This is a genomic window from Adlercreutzia wanghongyangiae (assembly GCF_035989245.1).
GTDB lineage: Bacteria > Actinomycetota > Coriobacteriia > Coriobacteriales > Eggerthellaceae > Adlercreutzia > Adlercreutzia wanghongyangiae.
On the sequence record NZ_JAYMFF010000009.1, the window covers coordinates 13,958 to 32,948 of the forward strand.

The following is an 18,991-nucleotide window of genomic DNA, read 5'->3' on the forward strand; positions in this document are numbered from 1 at the left end:
AGAAGTTCTGCCCGAGAGAAAGGACGTCCCATGGCCATTGCCTACACCGACGAGCAGAAAGAGCTGATCGCGCTGGTGCGCGATGTGGCCCAAAACGAGATCTTGCCCCATGTGGCGGCAGCCGACGAGGCAGGGGAGTGCCCGCCGGAGCTTTTCCAGTGGGGCTTCGACCTGGGTCTTCATATGGTTGAGATTCCCGAGGAATACGGTGGAATGGGATTGTCCTACGAGACCTGCGCCATGATGTTCGAGGAGCTGGCCAAGGTGGACGCCGCCTACGCCGACACTTTCGTCACCAACTTCGTGGCCTTTCGCAACATCATGCTGAACGGCACGCCCGAGCAGGCACGCCATTTCGTTGAGAAGACCGAGAACGGGGGCTTCGCGGCCTTCTGCCTGTCGGAGTCGTGCGCGGGCTCGGATGTGGCCGCCATGCGCACCACCGCCGTGCGCGAGGGCGACGAGTACGTGCTGAACGGCACCAAAACCTTCATCACCAACGGCTCCATCTCGGATATCTACGTGGTGTTCGCCAAGACCGACCCCGCGGCCGGTGCCCACGGCATTACGGGCTTCCTCATCGACGGCGACACCCCCGGCCTTTCCGCCGGTGCCAAGGAGCACAAGATGGGCTTCCGCCTGTCGGACACGAGCGAGGTGGTGCTTGACAACGTGCGCGTGCCCGCCAGCGCCGTCATCGGCGAGGAGGGCCGCGGCATGAGCGTGGCGCTGAACGCGCTGAACCTGTCTCGTGCCTTCATCTCCACTTTGGCCGTGGGCATCATGCAGCGCGCGGTGGACGAGGCCGTGGCCTACGCCAAGCAGCGCAAGCAGTTCGGCACCCGTCTGATCGACATGCCCATGGTGCAGACAATGCTGGCCGACATGGCCATCAAGACCGAGTGCGCCCGCGTGGTGGTGAACAACTGCATGCGTCAGATGGATGCCGGCGAGATGGTTCGCAAGGACGGTGCCATTGTGAAGACCTTCGTCACCGATGCCATGCAGGAGGTGGTCAGCAATGCCGTGCAGGTGTTCGGCGGCTACGGCTATTCTAAGGAGTATCCGGTGGAGAAGCTGATGCGCGACGCGAAGATCTTCCAGATATTCGAGGGCTCAAACCAGATCCAGCGCATGACCATCGCCCGCGAGCTCGACCGCGAGTACAAGTAGCGGCCTTTCCCGGTTTCCGTCCGTCCGCCCCGGACCGGACGCATGCCAGTAAACAAGCATCAACAAGAAACCCCCGACGCCTGCAAAAACGTCGGGGGTTTCTCTTCCTGGGCCTCGATTGCGAACCTGTCCGCCTATTCCGCGGCCATGCGCTCCTTCAGCACCTGGGACAGGATGAAACGCTTCACCTTGCCGGTGGCGGTGACGGGAATCTCGTCGATCACTTCCACGCGCTCGGGCCACAGGCGCTTGGCCACATGACGGCTCGTCAGGTAGTCGATGAGGTCGGCTTGGGTGGGCGGGTTGTCGGGATCGGTGGCCACCACGAAGGTGCAGATGCGCTCGCCCAGGCGCTCGTCGGGCATGCCGATGGTGGCCGAGGTGGCCAAGCCCGGGCAGCCGATGAGGTCGTCGTCGATTTCGCGGGCCGAGATGTTCTCGCCGCCGCGGATGATGACCTCCTTCTTGCGGCCGTTGATGCGGATGCGGCCCTCGTCATCCTGATAGCACAAGTCGCCGCTGTAGAACCAGCCGTCATCGTCCAGGGCACGGTCGGTGCGGTCGCGCTCGTTCAGGTAGCCCACGAACATGTGCGGCCCGCGGGACAGCTCCTCGCCCTGCTCGCCGGCCGGCAGCTCATTGCCCTCGGCGTCGATGACACGCACCTCGATGCCCTCGAAGGGCACGCCCGACCAGGCGCCGTTCCATTCCAGGCACTTCTCGGGCGGCACGTACACGTGCGGGCAGCTTTCCGTGGATCCGTAGATCTCGCACAGCAGAATGCCGTGGCGATGCGCCCGCTCGATGAGCGCCGGGGGCAGGGGAGCGCCGCCGCAGCAGAACAGGTTCAGCGTCTTGAAGGCCAGGCCGTCGTCGGAGGCCTCCAGCACGTTCAGCATGTCGAAGATGAAGGGCGTGGCCGACATGGACCAGGTGACGCCCTCCTCGTTCATCAGCTCGATGGCCTCGCGAGCGTGGAAGTCCTGCTGCAGCACGGCGCGGCCGCCCAGCAACATGGGCGAGATGAGGCCGTGGAAGAAGCCCGTGGCGTGGTTCAGCGGCGAGGGCATGAACATGACGTCGTCCTCGGTGCGTCCCAGCTCGCGGGTGAACACGCGCTCGGAGAACAGGATGTTGTTGTGGGTGAGCATGGCCTGCTTCGGCTTGCCCGTGGTGCCCGAGGTGGGCAGGATGCAGGCCACCGAGTCGGCCGATACGGGCGCGAACGCGCTCATCGGCTCGAAGCGGCCGTAGATGTCGTCGAAGGTGGGGAACTCGGTGTGGCTGGGCGCCTGCTTGTCCAGCACCGCGATGGGCCCCAGGGTGGGGATGGACTCGCGCACCGAGGCGATCTGGGCCTCGTAGTCCACGTTGTGGGAGAACGTGGGACACAGAAACGCCCGGCTTCCCACTAGGTTCATGGCGTATTCCAGATCCATGTCGTTGTAGTTGCGCGGCACCGGGTGCATCACGGCGCCCAGCTTCATGACGGCCACGTAGGCGATGCAGAACTCGGCCCAAGTGGGGAACTGCACGGTGACCACGTCGCCCACCTGCACTCCCTCGCTGGCGAGCCATGCAGCCAGACGCCCTGCGCGCTCGTCGATCTCGCGGTAGGTGTAGCGGCTGCCGGTGTCGTCGCACACGTACTCGCGCTCACCGTGACGGGCCACCTGGTCGTGCCACACCTCGCGGATGGAGTCGGCCGTCCAGTAGCCATGGTCGTAGTACTTCTTCTTCTGCTCCTCGTTGATTTTGAGATCCGTGATCATGCAAACCCCTTTGCTGTGCACTCCGCCGTCTTTCCCCGTACGGCGACCAATCTCGATAGCATCATCATACCGTCCGTCATTGACGGCATGTCATAGCAAGAACCGCGCATATATCGGAAAGACCTATCGATGTCCCCTTTCCTGTTTGGCTGTTCCCGCCTTGCCCCGCGCGGACGGCGACATCGTCGCCTCCGTGGCGCGGCGCACCCTGGAGCATGGTCCATAGGCATTCCTTTCCCCTGGCATCGAAGCCATCGGTCGATACTTCGCCGAAAAACCCTTGCTTCTAGCATACAAAGATGCATATCGGACAAGAAGAACAAATTGAGAAAAGATAATCGGAATATCCAATGATGATATAGGTGGTAATAATATGTATCTAAATTGTTACCCACAAAACTGAGTATTTGTGTAATAAAATAGACAAAAGAGTAAATTTGTCCGTAGAAATTTGAAATACCATGGCGCAACATGAGGACAAAGCCAAGAGGATGGAAATTCCAATGGGCTAAAAGTTAAAACTTGAGTACATTGTACGAAAGGGGTTTGCGTCATGAGTGTTTACCAGGAGGCCTACCATCTGCCCGAGTTCACCTACGACTACGAGAAGCTGAAGATCGAGCAGCGCGGCCCGGTCTACATCTGCTCCTTCAACGACGCCGGCAACCTGAACGCCATGTCCTACGCCCAGATGGCGGAGTTCAACGACTTCCTCATCAAGGTGCGCATGGACAAGGATTGCCGCGTTATCGTGCTGACCGGCGAGGGCAAGTCCTTCTGCGCCGGCTTCAACCTGAACGACCTGGCGCTTGATCCCCCGGAGGACATGGGCCGCATTCAGCGCGACTTCTACATCATGCAGCGTATGTGCTCCGACCAGATCGTGAACATGCGCCGCTGCGAGCAGCCCATCATCGGCGCCCTGAAGGGCTTCGCCGTGGGCGGCGGCTTGTCCATCTCCTGCGCTTGCGACATGCGCATCCTGGGCGAGTCCTACAAGATGAACGCCGGCTACCTGTCCATCGGCTACACCGGCACCGACATGGGCGGCGCCTTCTTCCTCCCGAAGATCGTGGGCTATGCCCGCGCCTGCGAGATCCTCATGAACCCCCGTCGTTTCGACGCTCAGAAGCTGTACGAGTGGGGCTTCGCCAACCAGGTCGTGGCCGACGACGACGTGCTTGAGACCGCCGTGGCCCTGGCCGAGGAGATCTGCCGCGAGACCGCTCCGTTCGGCCTGCGCCTGACCAAGGAGTGCCTGCAGTCCTCGCTGGACGGCACCTCCTTCGAGAACGTCATCAAGATGGAGAACCGCAACCAGGTGCTGGCCTCCAACACCAACGACGGTATCATGGGCACCCTGAAGATGAACCCCAAGAACCGCGAGGACGTGAAGGCCAACCCCGAGAAGTACGCCTTCCACAACATGTAAGAGATCGGGACGGCACCACCGTACCGTATCGGGAGCCCCGCAGCCCACAAGGCCGGGGCTCCTTTTCTCTTTCTAGGCAGAAAATCGCCGCAGGGGAGCCGCGCGGTACCTTGATTCGCTCAGACAGTCCTCGCTTGGTGAAACAGGACATTTAGTCCTGTTTCAGTCGCCGCGGAACTCGCTCGGTCAAGGCACCCCGCGTCTCCTCTCGAATCGAACGTTGTTGAGACGAGGAGGACGCTATGAAAGTACTGGGAATCAACGGGAGCCATCGGGCGGGGAAGGGTACGGCGGCGCTGCTGCAGGCGGCGCTGGACGCGGCGGCCGAGGCTGGGGCTGAAACCGAGCTGGTGGAGCTCTCGAGGCTGAATATCGGGTTCTGCATCGGCTGCAACAAGTGCCTCATGCAGACCAGCTGCACGCTGTCGGACGATATGGAAGGCCTGTACGAGAAGATGCGCGGCGCCGACGCCATCTTGCTGGCATCGCCCGACTACTTCGGCACCGTGAGCGCCCGCACCAAGAACTTCATGGACCGCACGCGCCCCTTCCACATGGTGGAGAACGTGCTGAAGGGGAAGATCGGCGCGGGTCTGACCACGGCCGGCCTGAACAACTGCGGGGCCGAGGGCACTTTGGCGCTCATCGACCAGTGGCTGGCCACCCACGAGATGCTGGCCGTGCACGCGCGTCCGGAAGGTCCGGTGCTGGCTCCCGGGGCCATCGCCACCGGTTTCGCGGGGCTTGATGAGGCGGGGCGTCCTGTGTGGCGCTCGGTGAAGGGCGATGCCATCGGGTTCGCCATCGCCCGCCAACTCGGCACCGACGTAGTGGCCCTGGGCGAGCGCCTGGGCAGATAAGCGGCCGAGTCTTGAACGCGTTGCCGTGCCCGGCGTGCCCGGTGCTGCAACGTGTATTCGCAGCGCAGGAGGCCCTCCATGGCGGAGGGCCTCCTGCTTTTCAGCGGCCGTCATGCAAAGCCGCACATCGGTCGGTTGGGGCGTTGCCTTAGGCCAGGGCGTAGGCTGCGGCGTTGGTGCCGGCGTTACGTCCGAAGGTCATGCAGTCGGCGATGGCATTGCCGCCCAGGCGGTTGCTGCCGTGGATGCCGCCGGTGCACTCGCCTGCGGCATACAGGCCGGGAATCACGGCGCCGTCGGCCGAGACGGCCTCGGATTCCACGTTCACATGGATGCCGCCCATGGTGTGGTGCACGGTGGGCACCTTGCGGCAGGCGTACCAGGGGCCTTCGGTCATGGCGGCGTCGGCTGTGTTGTTGGCGACGAAGCCGAACTCGTCGGTGCCGCCGCCCACTACGGCGTTGTAGGCGTCGATGGCGGCCTGCAGATTCGCCGCGTCCACGTCCATGGCGCTGGCCAGCTCCTCAACGGTCTCACCCGTCACGATGTGCTGCAGCCCCAGCATGTTGTTGATGGTGGCGCCGTTCTCGTCGGGCTCGTCGGGATCGGGGTAGCGTAGCTTGTTCACGACCACCCAGTAGGTGCCGTCGGGCTGGGCGAAGATGTTCTTGCACAGCACGTCGCGCTCGGCGCCCTCGTTCACGAAGCGGTTGCCTTCCTTGTTCACGAAGATGCGGTTGCGGCCGGAGGTGCGGATGTCCTCCATCAGACCCGTGCCCGGAGTGCCGCAGGGATGCAACTGGATGTCGGACAGGCCGATCAGCTCGGCGCCGGCGCCCTCGGCCAGCGCCAGGCCCTCGCCCTGGGCGCAGGGCTTGATGTTGGTGCAGCCGATGGAGTCGTCCAGCACGACTTCCTTCCACACGCCATCGTTCACGGACTGGCGGTACTCCACGTTGGCGCCGAAACCGCCGGTGGCGATGATGACGGCCTTGGCGTTCACAGTCACGTCCTCGGTCTCGTCGTACAGGGCCTTCACGCCCACCACGGCTCCACCGGCATCGGTGATCAGCTCTTTGGCCTGCATATCGTTCAGGATGGTGATCTTGTCGGCGTTATCGGATACGAACTGCTGGAACGAGCGGATGTAGGTGTTGCCCGACGGGGTAGCGGGGTAGTGGCTGCGCTCGCCGAGGGAGCCAGTGGCGCTGCCGCACTCGTCCTTGAACTCGACGCCCAGGCTCTCCAGCCAGTGGACGGAATCGAGCGCGTTGTCGGTCAGGTAGTGCACGAGCTCGGGCGTGCCCTTGTCGTGACCGCCCTTCATAGTGGTCTCGTAGAACGTCTCGATTGAGTCCTCGATGCCCTGCTTCTCCTGGCGCTCGGGATCCACGGCGTTCAGCGCGCCCTCGGATACGTTGGTGGAACCGCCGGTGATGCCGCACTTCTCCAGAACGATGACGCTGGCTCCGGCCTGCACGGCCGCGATGGCCGCTGCCAGGCCCGAGCCGCCCCCGCCCACGACGCACACGTCGGTGTCGTAGCTGGGCTGCACTTCGGGCTTGGCCGGTGCAGGGGCCTCTTCCAGGGCGTCGAGCGCGCCGGCCTGGTCGGCACATTCCTTCAGGCCCTCTTGCAGCGACATGGAGGACAGCGTCGCGCCGGTGACGGTGTCGATGTTGATGGTCTGGTTCTCGATCACCTGGTCGGTCAGCGTCTTCAGGGCGTCGGCGCCCACGCCGAGAGACTCCTGGTTGGCGGAGGTGTCGATGGCCGTGATGGCGTTGTCGGAGAACGTGACAGTCATGGTGTAGGGGGCGTTATGGCCGGTGACATCGGCGGTGTAGGTGCCCGCCTTCCAGGGTGCCGAGCTGGCGAGCCCATCGGAAGTGCTGTGCGGGGCGCAGCTGGTCAGGCCGAAGCTGGCCAGGCCGCCCCAGACGCCGAGAACGGCGGCGCCCTTGCAGAACGTGCGGCGGGATATGCCGCTGGTCGCGTTGTTGTCAGATGTGCGGGTCATGGTATGCCTCCTTTGCTGGCATGACGGTTATCGGCATCGGGGGAGTCGCTGTTGATTTGGCCGGGATGGTCTCGGGAACTGCCAGAGGCTCAGGCGATTGCCATGACTGCACTTTAGTACGGTAGAGGGATGTAACTATGCGTCAATAACTCACTGTTATGCATGTGCATATTATGTGTTGATATTTTGAAACGTTAGCTCGGAGTTTCGAAAAGAACGAGGCCCGCTCCGATATTCTGACAGATTGCGACGCCCGCAGTGCTCTGTAGGGAAGGGGGGCTCTGCGTTTGGTGGCACGAGCCGTACGGTGTGCTCGTCGGCTGCAATCTCTCCGGTGCGTCGTCGCGGACGATCGCGTCCATTCCATGCCAGCTCCGTTGTTGCGCGACACCACCTCGTAGCACGCTATGTCGCCTGCATGCGTGGTGCCGACGTTCCGATTCATGCTTTCGACTGTCATCACGATGATCATTTCGATTGTGGTCACGAAGATCAAGATGTATAAGGATTTCCAGCGTGTTCTAGTCTAATTCTGGCCACAAATCTGCTGCTTTATAAGGGCCTAGCGGGAATCATACTCTCACATCCTTATAAATCTCTGAAAATATGGCCTTTCTTTTGGAAGGACGAGGCTCATGTCCCGTTTTGAGGTGCAGCGATCTTAGATATCGGTTCATTTGTGGCCAGAAACCTTCCAAAGGGGTAAAAAGCTTATAGAAATCCACTGATTTGCGACCATTGCCCCTTGCTGCTGTAGCGCTTGGTAACTGCTGGGGAGAAGATAGGGATAGGTTTTGGCCAACGGCGCCGGAACGCATGGGGGTTCCATCTACGACTTGGGTTTTGCGATTTGACTAACGAGTCCAGAGTGTTAAAAAGAAGGGGCACTCAAAGGCGACTCGGACATGGTCGGTACATACGGCGCGTGATAAGCGGGAAGGAGAACGAAAAAGGAGCCGCCGAAGCGACTCCTTTCAGAGATAGGAAGCACGTTGGGCTTACCAGTTGCAGGCGGCCTCGCCCTTCTCCTGGCGCTCGGACTTGAAGATGGTGTCGGGCACCTCCTCGCCGTGGTAGCACTTCACAGCGCCCTTTTCCTCCAGCTCGGCGATCTGCTCGGGGGTGTAGCCGAACTTCTCCAGGTATTCGGCGGTGTGGTAGCCGATGGGCTTGGAGAGGATGATCGGCGGGTCACCGTAGCCGGCGAAGCGGATGGGCGTGGTGGGCAGCGCATGCTCGCCAAACGCGTCGTACTTCACCTTGCGGATGGCGTCGTTCACGTAGGCCTCGTCGTCCTTCAGAATGTCGGTGAAGCGGAACACCTTCTGGCTCGGCACTTCCCACTCGGCCAGGATCTTCAGCCACTCCTCCAGGTCCTTCTTGGCGAAGCCCTCGTCGAGGATGGTGATCAGCTCGGGCTGACGATGCTCGGCCTTCACGTTCTCGATCGTGGCGAAGCGCGGATCGTCCACCAGGTCGTCGCGACCGATGATCTTCATCATGTCGTTGTAGTAGCGGTTGTGCTGCGGCTGGCAGATGTACAGCCACTTGTCGTCCGCCGTCTTGTAGGTGTTGTTGAAGGGGTTCGGCACGTTCGTGCGGGACTTCGGGTAGTCCGCGCCGAACTGCTGGGCGCACAGGCCGATGGAGCCGCCCCAGATGGCGGAGTGGTACAGGTTCACGACCACCTTGTCGCCCTCACCGGTGCGCAGCTTGTTCACCAGCGCGCCGAGCAGGCCGGCAGCCATCATGATGGCGGTGTTGTAGTCGCCGAAAGCCTGGGGCGGAATCGCGGGGGAGGTGTCCTTCTCGGGGAAGGTACCGGCCACGCCGCCGCGGGCAGCCCAGCACACGGCGTCGTATCCGGGCGAATGGGCGAACTCGCCGAACTCGCCGTAACCGCGCATCTGGCCCCAGATGAGGCCCGGGAACTCCTTGTGCAGGGTCTCGTAGTCCAGACCCAGCTTCTGCAGGGCAGCGGTGCGCATGTTGTTCATGAAAATGTCGGCCTCGCCGATCATCTTCTTGGCAATGGCCAGGCCCTCGGGATCCTTCAGATTCAGGGAGACCCAGTTCTTGTTGGTGTTGTTCAGGTCGATCGTGGGATCCTCGGTGTCGGTCAGTTCGCAGCCGAAGCCGGGGCCCTGGGTGCGCTGGGTGTCACCGGCGAAGGACTCGATCTTGATGACCTCGGCGCCCATCTCGGACAGCACGCGGACGGTAGCCGGGGCGGCCACGTAGGTGCACATCTCGACGACCTTGATCCCGGCGAGGGGGCCGTAGCCGTTGAGCTTTTCGGTAACGGTCATGGCGACAACACTCCTTTCCTGTGTGGTTAGTCGGGCGGTTCGTTTGTTTGCAAACCTATCTTCTCAGGGTTATTGACCGTAATCTACGGATAAAAAGAAAAAAATGGGTAAAAATGGCACGAATTTGTTGAAAAAAATCCCGTTGGTTTGAAGATTCTTCCTATGCAAACAGGACAAGAAGATTAAAATGTTTCCAACCAAGGAAGGAGATGGCCGCCCGCGGGGTCCCCGTCGCGATGGGGGCGCGATGCGGGCGCAAGGTTGGCTGCGGCGCCGGGCGCGACAGAGTGCATCCCGCGCCGTTTCCTACTATATATAAAGGGAGGAGACGCAATCGTGGATTTCGCGTTGAACGAGGACCAGAATAAGCTCATCGGCGCCTTTCGCGCCTTCGGCATGGAGACCTTCACCCCCGAGCGGGTGGCCAAGTGGTGCCGCGACCAGGGTCTGCCCGACACGGTGATGAAGGAGTTCGTCGACCTGTACTACGATACCGCCGAGGACGATGTGCCGGCCGACGTGGCCCACTCGCTTCTGTCCCAGGCCCTCATCGTGGAGGAGCTGTCCCGTTGCGCGGGCACCAGCTTGCCCTTCCAGACCGATCTGTTCAACCTGCAGATCATGCGCGGGTTCGCCGGCGACGGCGAGGCGGCCTCCATCGTGGAGGACTACCGCGCCGCCGGGCGCCTCATGTTCGCCCTGGCCATTTCCGAGCCCGACGGGGGCTCCGATTCCATGGCCATGAAGACCTCGTGCCAGACGGTGGACGGGCGTCTGCTGCTGAACGGCCGCAAGTCCTACGTGAACAACGGCGAGTACGCGCCCTATATTCTGACGGCCGCCATCGACCGCGACGACGCGGGGGAGGGAAAGTACCCGCCGCTGTCGTTCTGGCTCATTCCGCGCCATGCGCCGGGAATCAACGCCGTGCCTATCAGCAAGATCGGCCAGTCGATGCTGCCCTTCGCCCTCATCTCCTTCGACGACGTGGAGCTGGATCCGGCCTGGCGGCTGGACGACGCCCAAGGCGGGTTCCGTCGCCTGTTCGGGCTTTTGGAGTACGGGCGCGTGCTGCTGTGCGCCTCGAGCCTCGGCATGGCCCAGGCGGCCATGGACGACGCGGTGGAGCACGCCCGCAGCCGCAAGGCCTTCGGCATGCAGGTGGGGCGGTTCCAGCAGATAGAGACCATGCTCACCGACATGGAGGTGCGGCTGCGCAACATGCGCTCCATGGTATACCGCGCGGCTTGGGCGGTGGAGACGGCCGACGACGAGGAGCGGCTGGAAGTGGCCCTCATGAAGCGGTATGTGCCGCGGGCGGCCGTGGAGGTGGCCTCGGACGCCATGCAGATATTGGGCGGCCTGGGCTACACCGAGGGCTCGCGCGTGAGCCGTATCTGGGAGGACTGCCGCGGCAACCAGATCGCCGAGGGCACCGACCAGGTGATGGTCTACATCGCCGCACCGCTCATCATGGAGAAGTACCGGAGTTTCTGATTCGGGTCCCGCCGCGCCTGCAGGCAGCGGGTGCGGCGGGTGCAGCCGATAGGTCGCGAGGGGCCCCGCCGCGCTCGTTTCGCTCCCGTCCCAACCGCGCACGCCCCCCGCGTGCCGGAGGCGGGAAAGGCGAGGGGAGCGCAGCGGGGCCTTCCTTCTGCAGATGCCCATCTATTACCCCATTGTCCTGAATTGGGGGATGGCGGTTGGCGAAACACGCTATTCATGAAACCTATTAATCATAAGTCATTCCGATAATTGGGACATAATCTAATATATTGTCCAATAATTGAGACAAAATACGGACAACTCGCTTGATATTGTCCGTGCCCACGAAGGGCTTTTTGGGGTAAAACTAGCTTGGCGGGTATAGAGAGAGCCCGTCGATGAAGTTCTTTCAGGGGTTCGACGTTTGCACACGGTTCAATCAATCGACTGAGGAGGTTTACCTTGAGTGCGACCGCTACTAAGGAGAAGATGAGCATCCGCCATCTTCTCGTCGTGCTGACCGGCATCATGATCACGTTTGGATGCTCGGCGCTGTGCTTCTCCACCTGGGGTATGTTCCAGCCCGTCGTGGCCGAGAGCCTGGGGGTTCCCACCACGGCCTTCGCCATGTACGTTACGGTGATGTACCTCACCATGACCGTGGCCTCGCCCTTCGCGGGCAAGCTGCTGCAGAGCATGGACATCCGCATCCTGCTGTCCGTGTCCGTGGCCCTCGTCGGCTGCGCCTTCCTGCTCATGAGCTTCTCGAACACCATCGTGCTGTTCTACGTTGCCGCCGTGATGCTCGGCCTCGGTGAGATCACCATCCTGTGGCTGGCCATCCCCACGCTCATCAACCGCTGGTTCGTCGAGCGCGCCGGCTTCTTCATCGGCCTGTGCATGGCCTTCACCGGCATCGGCGGCGCCATCTGGAACGCGGTGTTCACGGCGCTCATCACCAACGGCTTCGACTTCCACACCCTGTACCTCATCTGGGGTGTCATCGCCCTGGTGACCGGCCTGCCCTTCACCCTGTTCTGCGTGCGCAACTCTCCCGAGGATTGCGGCCTGGCTCCTTACGGCGCCTCCATGCAGACCTCGGCTGACGGTGCCACGGCTGCCAAGCCCTCCGGCCTGTCCGCCAAGTTCGTCATGAAGACCCCCATGTTCTACGCCATCTGCGTGTTCGCCGGTCTGATCAACATCGCCATCCTCATCGCCATGCAGTTCCCCACCTACACCAAGTCGCTGACCGACGTGGCCTTCGACGTGGTGGTCGTGGGCGGCGTGATGTCCACCGTCATGATGGTGGGCCAGGCCATCTTCAAGGTGGTGCTGGGCGCTGCCGCCGACAAGAACGCCAAGGGCGCTCTGATCTTCGCCTTCACCGCTGGCGTTGTGGGCATCCTGCTGTGCTGGCTGTGCACCTTCTCCGACATGCTGATGTACGTGGGCGCCTTCATCTTCGGCGGCTGCTACGCCACCGCCGTGGTGCTCGTGCCGGTTGTGTGCCGCCAGTCCTTCGGCACCCGCGAGTACTCGGTCATCTACTCCCGCGTGTCTACGGTGTTCAACCTCATCGCCGCCTTCGCCGCTATGATCTGGGCTTGGATCGGCTCCTCCTTCGGCTTCACCGTGGCCTTCATCGTGGCTCTCGCCATGCTGGTGGTCATCCTGCTGCTCGGCTTCTACATCTTCGGCCAGGCTGCCAAGTACAAGAAGGATTGGACCACGGAGTAAGCTCCAACAGTCTGCTCTATATCACGAACGGAAAGCGGGGAGTGCGAACTCCCCGCTTTTCCAGATATAGGAAATACCAATTTCCAAGCAACGTGAAAATGGGCTAGCATCAAGGGAAACGACCATCGCATGCTACCCTTCCGCGTATACTGCACTGTCTCGATCACGTGAAGAGAAATGCCCGCCGCGCCTCGCGCCTTTCAAGGGGGAACTATGAACCTGTCCCAGTTGAACTACTTCAAGAAATTGGCCGAGGTTTTGCACTACACCCGCGCTGCCCAGGAGCTGTTCATCACCCAGCCCACCTTGTCGGGGGCCATTTCCTCGCTGGAGAAGGAGCTGGGCGCGCCGCTGTTCGAGCGCAACGGGCGGTCGGTGATGCTGACGCCCTACGGCGAGGTGTTCTACGAGCACGTGTGCCTGGCCCTGCGCGCCATCGACGACGGCGTGGCGGCGGTGTCGGCCCGGTCGAGCGCATCGTTCGGCACCGTGAACCTCGGCACTACGTTCACCACGCAGGATCATTACCTTCCCACGCTCATCAAGAGCTTCGAGGAGGCCTTCGACAAGCGCGTGGTGGTGAAGGTGTCCCAGGGTTTCACCAACTACCTTACCGAGGCCCTGCATCGCGGCACGCTGGACGTGGCCTTCTGCGGGAAGCGCGACAACGAGACCGACATCGAGTACTTTCCGGTGAAGTACTGCGAGCTGGCCCTGTACGTGCGCGAGGACCATCCCCTGGCCCAGGAGGAGTCGGTGCCCTTCGCCACCTTGAACGACGTGGAGCTGCACACCTACCGCCGCGGCACCCCTATCGGCAACCGCGTTTCGAAGATGCTGGAGGAAGCCGACGTGATCGGCGCCAACCTGAACTACGACGACGATGTGTCCATGGGCTCGTTTCTGTCCTACAACGGCGGTAATGCCGGCGCGCTGATGTTGGATTCCCTGGGAGCCCAGCTGTTCAGCAACTTGCGCCAGGTGCGCGTGGAGGGCATCCCCGACCGTTTCTACACGGTGTACCTGGCCTGCCACAAGAAGCACGTCCATTCGCGGGCCGTGTCCGATTTCATCGACTTCGTGAAGGCCTATCCGGGCAACGACCCCGCCGTTCCGGAGGCGGAATAGGGCTCCGCCAGCGGCAGTTTTGGGCCTTGAGTGGGGAAATTGCGGGTGAGGCTGGTCAACAGCGCCCGCGTATGGTATAAATTGACCACTGCGCAAAGAGCCGCGCAGACATACTTTCGCGTTCGAGAAAGTGGGCATGTCCCGCTTTCTTTTTATGTAGGGGCCTAAAGCCCGCGCGGAAGATACGAAAAGGACGACGAGCTTACGAGGAGGTTTTGTGCTGACGGGCAAGGAAAAGAGCCTGCTTGAGGCCATGGAGCCCCGTGCCGCCTCCGAGGGGGTGGAGATCGTCACCGTGGAGATCGTGGGCTCGAAGAAGGCACCCACCATCCGCGTGTACATCGACGCGCCCGGCGGCGTCAGCTTCGACGAGCTGGCGCGCACCCAGGCCTGGGTGGGGGAGATGATGGACGAGATGGACCCCTTCCCCGGCGCCTACATGCTGGAGGTGTCGTCGCCCGGTATCGACCGGCCTCTGCGCACCCCCGAGCACTTCCAACGCGCGGCGGGCGAGACGGCCGTGGTGAAGACCCGCGGGCCCGTGGAGGGCCGCAGCTCGTTCACCGGCACGCTGACCGGCTTCTCCGACGGCGCGGTGCTGCTGGAGGTGGACGGAAGCCCCGTGGCGATTCCGTACGATCAGATAAAGAAGGCCCGCGTCAAGGGCACCGTTGATTTCAGCTCCTAGGGAAAGGACAGAGGAAAAGTGGCAAGTTCAGAGTTGATCGAGGCATTGCAGGCGCTGGCCCATGAGCGCAAGATCGACGAGTTCTACCTCATCGAGCGCTTGGAGCAGTCGCTGGCGAAGAGCTACGAGCGTATCCTGGATCTGGAGTGGGATGCCCGCGTGACCATCGATCGCCAGACGGGCAAGATCTACGTGTACGAGCTGGTGCCCGTGGGCGAGCCCGACGAGGAGACCGGCGAGTACAGCGAGTTCGAGGAGCGCGATGTGACCCCCGACGATGTGAGCCGCATCGCCGCGCAGAACGCCAAGGGCGTCATTTCCTCGCTGGTGCGCGAGGCCGGTCGCCAGTCCATCTACGAGGAGTTCGCCGGACGCGTGGGCGATCTGGTGACGGGCACGGTGCTGCAGGGCACGCCCGACTTCACCATCATCAAGATTCGCGACGGCGTGGAGGCCGAGCTGCCCCATTACGATGCCAAGCGCAACCCCAACGAGCGCAACGAGCGTCCCGCCGGCGAGCACTACCGCCATAACCAGCGCCTGAAGGTGCTGATCATCGAGGTGCGCGATCCGAACGCCGACACCCCGCGCGCCCGCGGCGAGCAGGCCCGTCCCGCCATCGTGGTGTCGCGCACCCATCCCGACCTCATCCGCCGCCTCTTCGAGATCGAGGTGCCGGAGATCTACGAGGGCGTGGTGGAGATCAAGTCGGTGGCCCGCGAGCCCGGCGCCCGTTCCAAGGTGGCCGTGTTCTCCCGCGAGTCGAATCTGGATCCGGTGGGTGCCTGCGTGGGCCCGAAGGGCAGCCGCGTGCGCATGGTGGTGGAAGAGCTGCGCAACGAGCGCGTGGACGTGATCCAGTGGAGCGCGGACCCGGCGGTGTACGTGGCCAACGCCCTGTCGCCGGCGAAGGTGAACCGCGTCAGCATCGACGAGGAGAACAACTACGCCACGGTGATCGTGCCCGACGACCAGCTGTCGCTGGCCATCGGCAAGGAGGGCCAGAACGCGCGTCTGGCGGCCCGCCTGACCGGTTGGCACATCGACATCAAGCCGGTCAGCTACGAGGGCGCCTCGCTGGTTGACGACGACCTCATCGACGAGGTGGAGGACGACGGCGACTTCTGCGTGTTCGTCGGCGAGGACGGCACGCGTTGCCGTAACCACGCCCGTCCGGGCAGCCAGTACTGCGGCGTCCATGCTGCCGAGGAATAAGACGAGTCGCGAGAAAGCAGCACGACCGATGCCCGAGCAGCAGACAACGAAACGCCAGCGCACCTGCATCGGGTGCGGCGGCACCCAGACCAAGGGCGGCCTGCGGCGCATCGTGCGCACCGCCGAGGGCGCCGTGTTCGACCCCACGGGCCGCAGGGCGGGCCGCGGGGCCTATGTCTGCTCGAGCGCGTGCCTCGCCGCGGCAGGTAAATCTAAGAAACTTGAGCGCGCCCTGCGCTGCAAGGTGAGCGACCGGGATTACGAGCGGCTTGCGCGCGAGATAGCTCTCGTGGAGGCACCGGGAAAGAATGAGGAGTGATTTATGGCCAGCATGCGTGTACATGAGTTGGCGAAGGAATTCGATATGTCGAGCGCGGATCTGCTCGACCGCCTGAAAGATATGAAGATCCCCGCGAAGTCCCATGCGAGCATGCTCAACGAGGCCTATGTGGACAAGATTCGCAAGAACCTGGAGCCGGAGATCCGCGCCCGCGCCGGCGCTCTGGCCGCCGAGGAGGAGGCGGCGCTGAAGGCCGAGCAGGAAGAGGCCGCCCGCCTGCGCGCCGAGGAGGAGGCCGCCCGCAAGGCCGCCCGCGAGAAGGAGCTGGCCGAGCGCGAGGCCGCCCGCGCCCAGCGCGAGAGCGCCCGCGCCGACGAGGCCGACGCCGAGGGCGAGGCGCGCACCGTGCGCAAGGCTCCGACTACCCCGTCGGCTTTCGCCAGCCTGGAGCAGCAGATTGCCTCCGAGAAGGAGCGCGTCGAGCGCGAACGCGAGGCCGCCCGCGCCCGGGCCCGTGCCGAGAAGGCCGCTGCCGAGGTGGCCAAGAAGCGCGCGGTGGAGGAGGCTCTGCGCCGCGGCCACAAGAAGCCCGCGAAGGCCGCAGTGGCTCCCGAGGCTCCCAAGGCCGCGCCGGCACCGGCCCCCGCGCCTGCGGCCCGCAAGGCCAACTTCGACTCGCTGCTGTCGCAGATCGAGGCGGAGAAGCAGCGCATGGAGGCCCAGAAGAGCGCCATGGACGCCGCCCGCAAGGCCGGCCGCGGCGCCGGCAAGAAGGGCAAGAAGGGCGGACACCAGGTGGTGCCCGAGCTGGAGGTCCAGTCTGCCACGCCCGAGGACCGCTACGCTCAGATGGCCGTGCAGGCCGAGAAGCTGCAGCGCGACAAGGTGCTGGCCGAGGCTCGGGCCGCCGTTGAGGCTGCCAACACCCACGAGGGCGAGGGCCGTCGCAAGAAGCGCAAGGAGAAGCGCGAGGCCGAGGCCCGCGAGCGCGCCGAGCTTGAGGCCATCGAGCGCGGGCTCGACCCGTCGCTCGTGCTGGACGACTCCGTGGTGGAGATTCCCCAGGGCGCGACCGTGGCGAAGTTCGCCGAGCTTCTGGGCGTGCAGCCCAACGACGTCATCAAGCGTCTGTTCATGCTGGGCCAGGTGCTTACGCTCACCCAGTCGATGAACGACGAGACCATGGAGCTCATCGCCGACGACATGGGCCGCAAGGTGCGCGTGGTGTCGCCCGAGGAGGAGTACGCCGTGGTGTACAACGACTCCGAGGCCGACCTGAAGCCGCGTCCGCCGGTAGTCACCGTCATGGGTCACGTCGACCACGGCAAGACGAGCCTGCTGGATGCCATCCGCCACACCGGCGTGGTGGCCAGCGAGGCCGGCGGCATCACCCAGCACATCGGCGCCTCCGTGGTGAACATCGGAGACCGCCAGATCACCTTCATCGACACCCCGGGCCACGAGGCCTTCACCGCCATGCGCGCCCGCGGCGCCCAGGTGACCGACGTCATCGTGCTGGTGGTGGCCGCCGATGACGGCGTCATGCCGCAGACCATCGAGGCCATCAACCACGCCAAGGCCGCCGAGGTGCCCATCGTGGTGGCCGTGAACAAGATCGACAAACCCGGTGCCAACCCCGATCGCGTGCGCCAGGAGCTGACCGAGTACGGCGTCATCCCCGAGGAATGGGGCGGCTCCAACATGTTCGTGGAGGTGTCGGCCAAGAAGAACCTGCACATCGACGACCTGTTGGAGACCATCATTCTGCAGGCCGACGTGCTGGAGCTGAAGGCCAACCCCGACGCCGAGGCCTCGGGCTTCGTCATCGAGGCGAACCTGGACAAGGGCCGCGGTCCGGTGGCCACGGTGCTCATTCAGCGCGGCACCCTGCACACGGGCGACGTGGTGGTGGCCGGCACGAGCTACGGCCGCGTGCGTGCGCTGGTGAACCCGCACGGCGAGCATGTGGCCGAGGCGCGTCCCGCCGATCCGGTGGAGATTCTGGGCCTGAACTCGGTGCCCACCGCCGGCGACGAGTTCCGCGTGTTCGAGGACGAGCGCGACGCCCGCAAGCTGGCCGAGGAGCGTGCCCTGCGCGCCCGCCTGGCTGCCCAGGAGACCAAGAGCCATATGAGCCTGGACGACTTGTTCAGCCGCATCGAGGACGGCAAGACCACCGATTTGAACCTCATCGTGAAGGCCGACGTGCAGGGCTCCATCGAGGCGCTGCGCGATGCCTTCGATAAGATGGACCAGTCCGAGGTGCGCATCAACATCGTGCACTCGGCCGTGGGCGGCATCACCGAGACCGACGTCACCCTGGCGGCCGCCTCCGATGCCATCATCATCGGCTTCAACGTGCGTCCCACGGGCAAGAGCCGCGTGCAGGCCGAGAAGGAGAAGGTGGACATCCGCCTGTATCGTGTTATCTACCAGGCCATCGAGGATATCAACGCCGCGCGTGTGGGCCTGCTGTCGCCCGATATCGTGGAGGAGGACACCGGCATCGCCGAGGTCCGCGAGACCTTCAAGGTGCCGAAGGTGGGCACCATCGCCGGCTGCTACATCGTGGAAGGCGAGATCAATCGCGACGACAAGGTGCGCATCGTGCGTGACGGCACGGTCATCTTCGAGGGCACCATGGCCAGCTTGCGCCGCTTCAAGGACGACGTGAAGAGCGTGAAGCAGGGCTACGAGTGCGGTATCGGCATCGAGAAGTTCCAGGACCTGAAGGTGGGCGACACCATCGAGGGCTACCAGATCAAGGAAGTCGAGCGCACCGAATAGCGCCGGCCCGGCGACGGCCAGGGGGCATACCTCCATGCTCAGACAGTCCTCGCTCGGCGGGAATGTCCACTGGACATTCCCGTTCGCTGCGGAACTGCGCGT

The 18,991-nt window shown here is 63.4% G+C and carries 13 protein-coding genes; 10 read left to right on the forward strand and 3 right to left on the reverse strand.

All coding sequences use genetic code 11. The features are described 5' to 3' along the window. The first annotated feature begins 30 nt into the window (after nucleotides 1–30). On the forward strand, nucleotides 31–1,173 hold the full coding sequence (locus tag VIN30_RS05115; protein WP_326423590.1) for an acyl-CoA dehydrogenase family protein: 1,143 nt from the start codon (nucleotides 31–33) through the stop codon (nucleotides 1,171–1,173). 134 nt (nucleotides 1,174–1,307) lie between these two features. Here VIN30_RS05115 and fadK read toward each other — a convergent pair whose 3' ends face one another. Beyond that, nucleotides 1,308–2,945 (reverse strand): medium-chain fatty-acid--CoA ligase, encoded by a 1,638-nt coding sequence (gene fadK / locus VIN30_RS05120; RefSeq protein WP_326423589.1) that lies wholly within the window; start codon nucleotides 2,943–2,945, stop codon nucleotides 1,308–1,310. Nucleotides 2,946–3,498: 553 nt separating this feature from the next. Here fadK and VIN30_RS05125 point away from each other — a divergent pair. Continuing rightward, nucleotides 3,499–4,377: an enoyl-CoA hydratase/isomerase family protein gene (locus tag VIN30_RS05125; RefSeq protein ID WP_326423588.1), complete on the forward strand. Its 879-nt coding sequence runs from the start codon at nucleotides 3,499–3,501 to the stop codon at nucleotides 4,375–4,377. Between the two features lie 242 nt (nucleotides 4,378–4,619). Then, on the forward strand, nucleotides 4,620–5,237 hold the full coding sequence (locus tag VIN30_RS05130; RefSeq protein ID WP_338209841.1) for a flavodoxin family protein: 618 nt from the start codon (nucleotides 4,620–4,622) through the stop codon (nucleotides 5,235–5,237). A gap of 148 nt (nucleotides 5,238–5,385) precedes the next feature. Here VIN30_RS05130 and VIN30_RS05135 read toward each other — a convergent pair whose 3' ends face one another. Continuing rightward, nucleotides 5,386–7,257, reverse strand: a complete 1,872-nt coding sequence (locus VIN30_RS05135) for a flavocytochrome c (protein ID WP_338209843.1) — start codon at nucleotides 7,255–7,257, stop codon at nucleotides 5,386–5,388. A gap of 998 nt (nucleotides 7,258–8,255) precedes the next feature. Next, nucleotides 8,256–9,566 carry a CaiB/BaiF CoA transferase family protein gene (locus tag VIN30_RS05140; RefSeq protein ID WP_326423584.1) on the reverse strand — a complete coding sequence of 437 codons (1,311 nt, stop codon included), beginning with the start codon at nucleotides 9,564–9,566 and terminating at the stop codon, nucleotides 8,256–8,258. Nucleotides 9,567–9,902: 336 nt separating this feature from the next. Between VIN30_RS05140 and VIN30_RS05145 the strand changes: the two genes are divergently transcribed. The 7 genes from VIN30_RS05145 to infB all read left to right on the forward strand — a co-directional run bounded on the left by VIN30_RS05145 (nucleotide 9,903) and on the right by infB (nucleotide 18,889). After that, the gene (locus VIN30_RS05145) at nucleotides 9,903–11,063 is read left to right on the forward strand and encodes an acyl-CoA dehydrogenase family protein (RefSeq protein ID WP_326423583.1); all 1,161 of its coding nucleotides are present in this window, start codon (nucleotides 9,903–9,905) and stop codon (nucleotides 11,061–11,063) included. A gap of 477 nt (nucleotides 11,064–11,540) precedes the next feature. Further along, a complete protein-coding gene (locus VIN30_RS05150) occupies nucleotides 11,541–12,791 on the forward strand; it encodes an MFS transporter (RefSeq protein WP_338209845.1) in 1,251 nt (416 codons plus the stop codon). Nucleotides 12,792–13,004: 213 nt separating this feature from the next. After that, on the forward strand, nucleotides 13,005–13,919 hold the full coding sequence (locus VIN30_RS05155; protein WP_326423580.1) for a LysR family transcriptional regulator: 915 nt from the start codon (nucleotides 13,005–13,007) through the stop codon (nucleotides 13,917–13,919). Nucleotides 13,920–14,136: 217 nt separating this feature from the next. Beyond that, nucleotides 14,137–14,607: a ribosome maturation factor RimP gene (locus tag VIN30_RS05160; RefSeq protein ID WP_326423578.1), complete on the forward strand. Its 471-nt coding sequence runs from the start codon at nucleotides 14,137–14,139 to the stop codon at nucleotides 14,605–14,607. Between the two features lie 18 nt (nucleotides 14,608–14,625). Further along, nucleotides 14,626–15,822 (forward strand): transcription termination factor NusA, encoded by a 1,197-nt coding sequence (nusA, locus tag VIN30_RS05165; protein ID WP_326423576.1) that lies wholly within the window; start codon nucleotides 14,626–14,628, stop codon nucleotides 15,820–15,822. A 28-nt stretch (nucleotides 15,823–15,850) separates the two neighbouring features. Further along, a complete protein-coding gene (gene rnpM / locus VIN30_RS05170) occupies nucleotides 15,851–16,141 on the forward strand; it encodes an RNase P modulator RnpM (RefSeq protein WP_326423575.1) in 291 nt (96 codons plus the stop codon). Between the two features lie 3 nt (nucleotides 16,142–16,144). Next, nucleotides 16,145–18,889 (forward strand): translation initiation factor IF-2, encoded by a 2,745-nt coding sequence (infB, locus tag VIN30_RS05175; protein ID WP_338209850.1) that lies wholly within the window; start codon nucleotides 16,145–16,147, stop codon nucleotides 18,887–18,889. Nucleotides 18,890–18,991: the final 102 nt, after the last annotated feature.

Bases quoted from the DNA above. Each gene is read 5' to 3' on its own strand.
- VIN30_RS05115 (WP_326423590.1), top strand. From the start codon at position 31: ATGGCCATTGCCTACACCGACGAGCAGAAAGAGCTGATCGCGCTGGTG.
- fadK (WP_326423589.1), bottom strand. From the start codon at position 2,945: ATGATCACGGATCTCAAAATCAACGAGGAGCAGAAGAAGAAGTACTAC.
- VIN30_RS05125 (WP_326423588.1), top strand. From the start codon at position 3,499: ATGAGTGTTTACCAGGAGGCCTACCATCTGCCCGAGTTCACCTACGAC.
- VIN30_RS05130 (WP_338209841.1), top strand. From the start codon at position 4,620: ATGAAAGTACTGGGAATCAACGGGAGCCATCGGGCGGGGAAGGGTACG.
- VIN30_RS05135 (WP_338209843.1), bottom strand. From the start codon at position 7,257: ATGACCCGCACATCTGACAACAACGCGACCAGCGGCATATCCCGCCGC.
- VIN30_RS05140 (WP_326423584.1), bottom strand. From the start codon at position 9,566: ATGACCGTTACCGAAAAGCTCAACGGCTACGGCCCCCTCGCCGGGATC.
- VIN30_RS05150 (WP_338209845.1), top strand. From the start codon at position 11,541: ATGAGCATCCGCCATCTTCTCGTCGTGCTGACCGGCATCATGATCACG.
- VIN30_RS05155 (WP_326423580.1), top strand. From the start codon at position 13,005: ATGAACCTGTCCCAGTTGAACTACTTCAAGAAATTGGCCGAGGTTTTG.
- rnpM (WP_326423575.1), top strand. From the start codon at position 15,851: ATGCCCGAGCAGCAGACAACGAAACGCCAGCGCACCTGCATCGGGTGC.
- infB (WP_338209850.1), top strand. From the start codon at position 16,145: ATGGCCAGCATGCGTGTACATGAGTTGGCGAAGGAATTCGATATGTCG.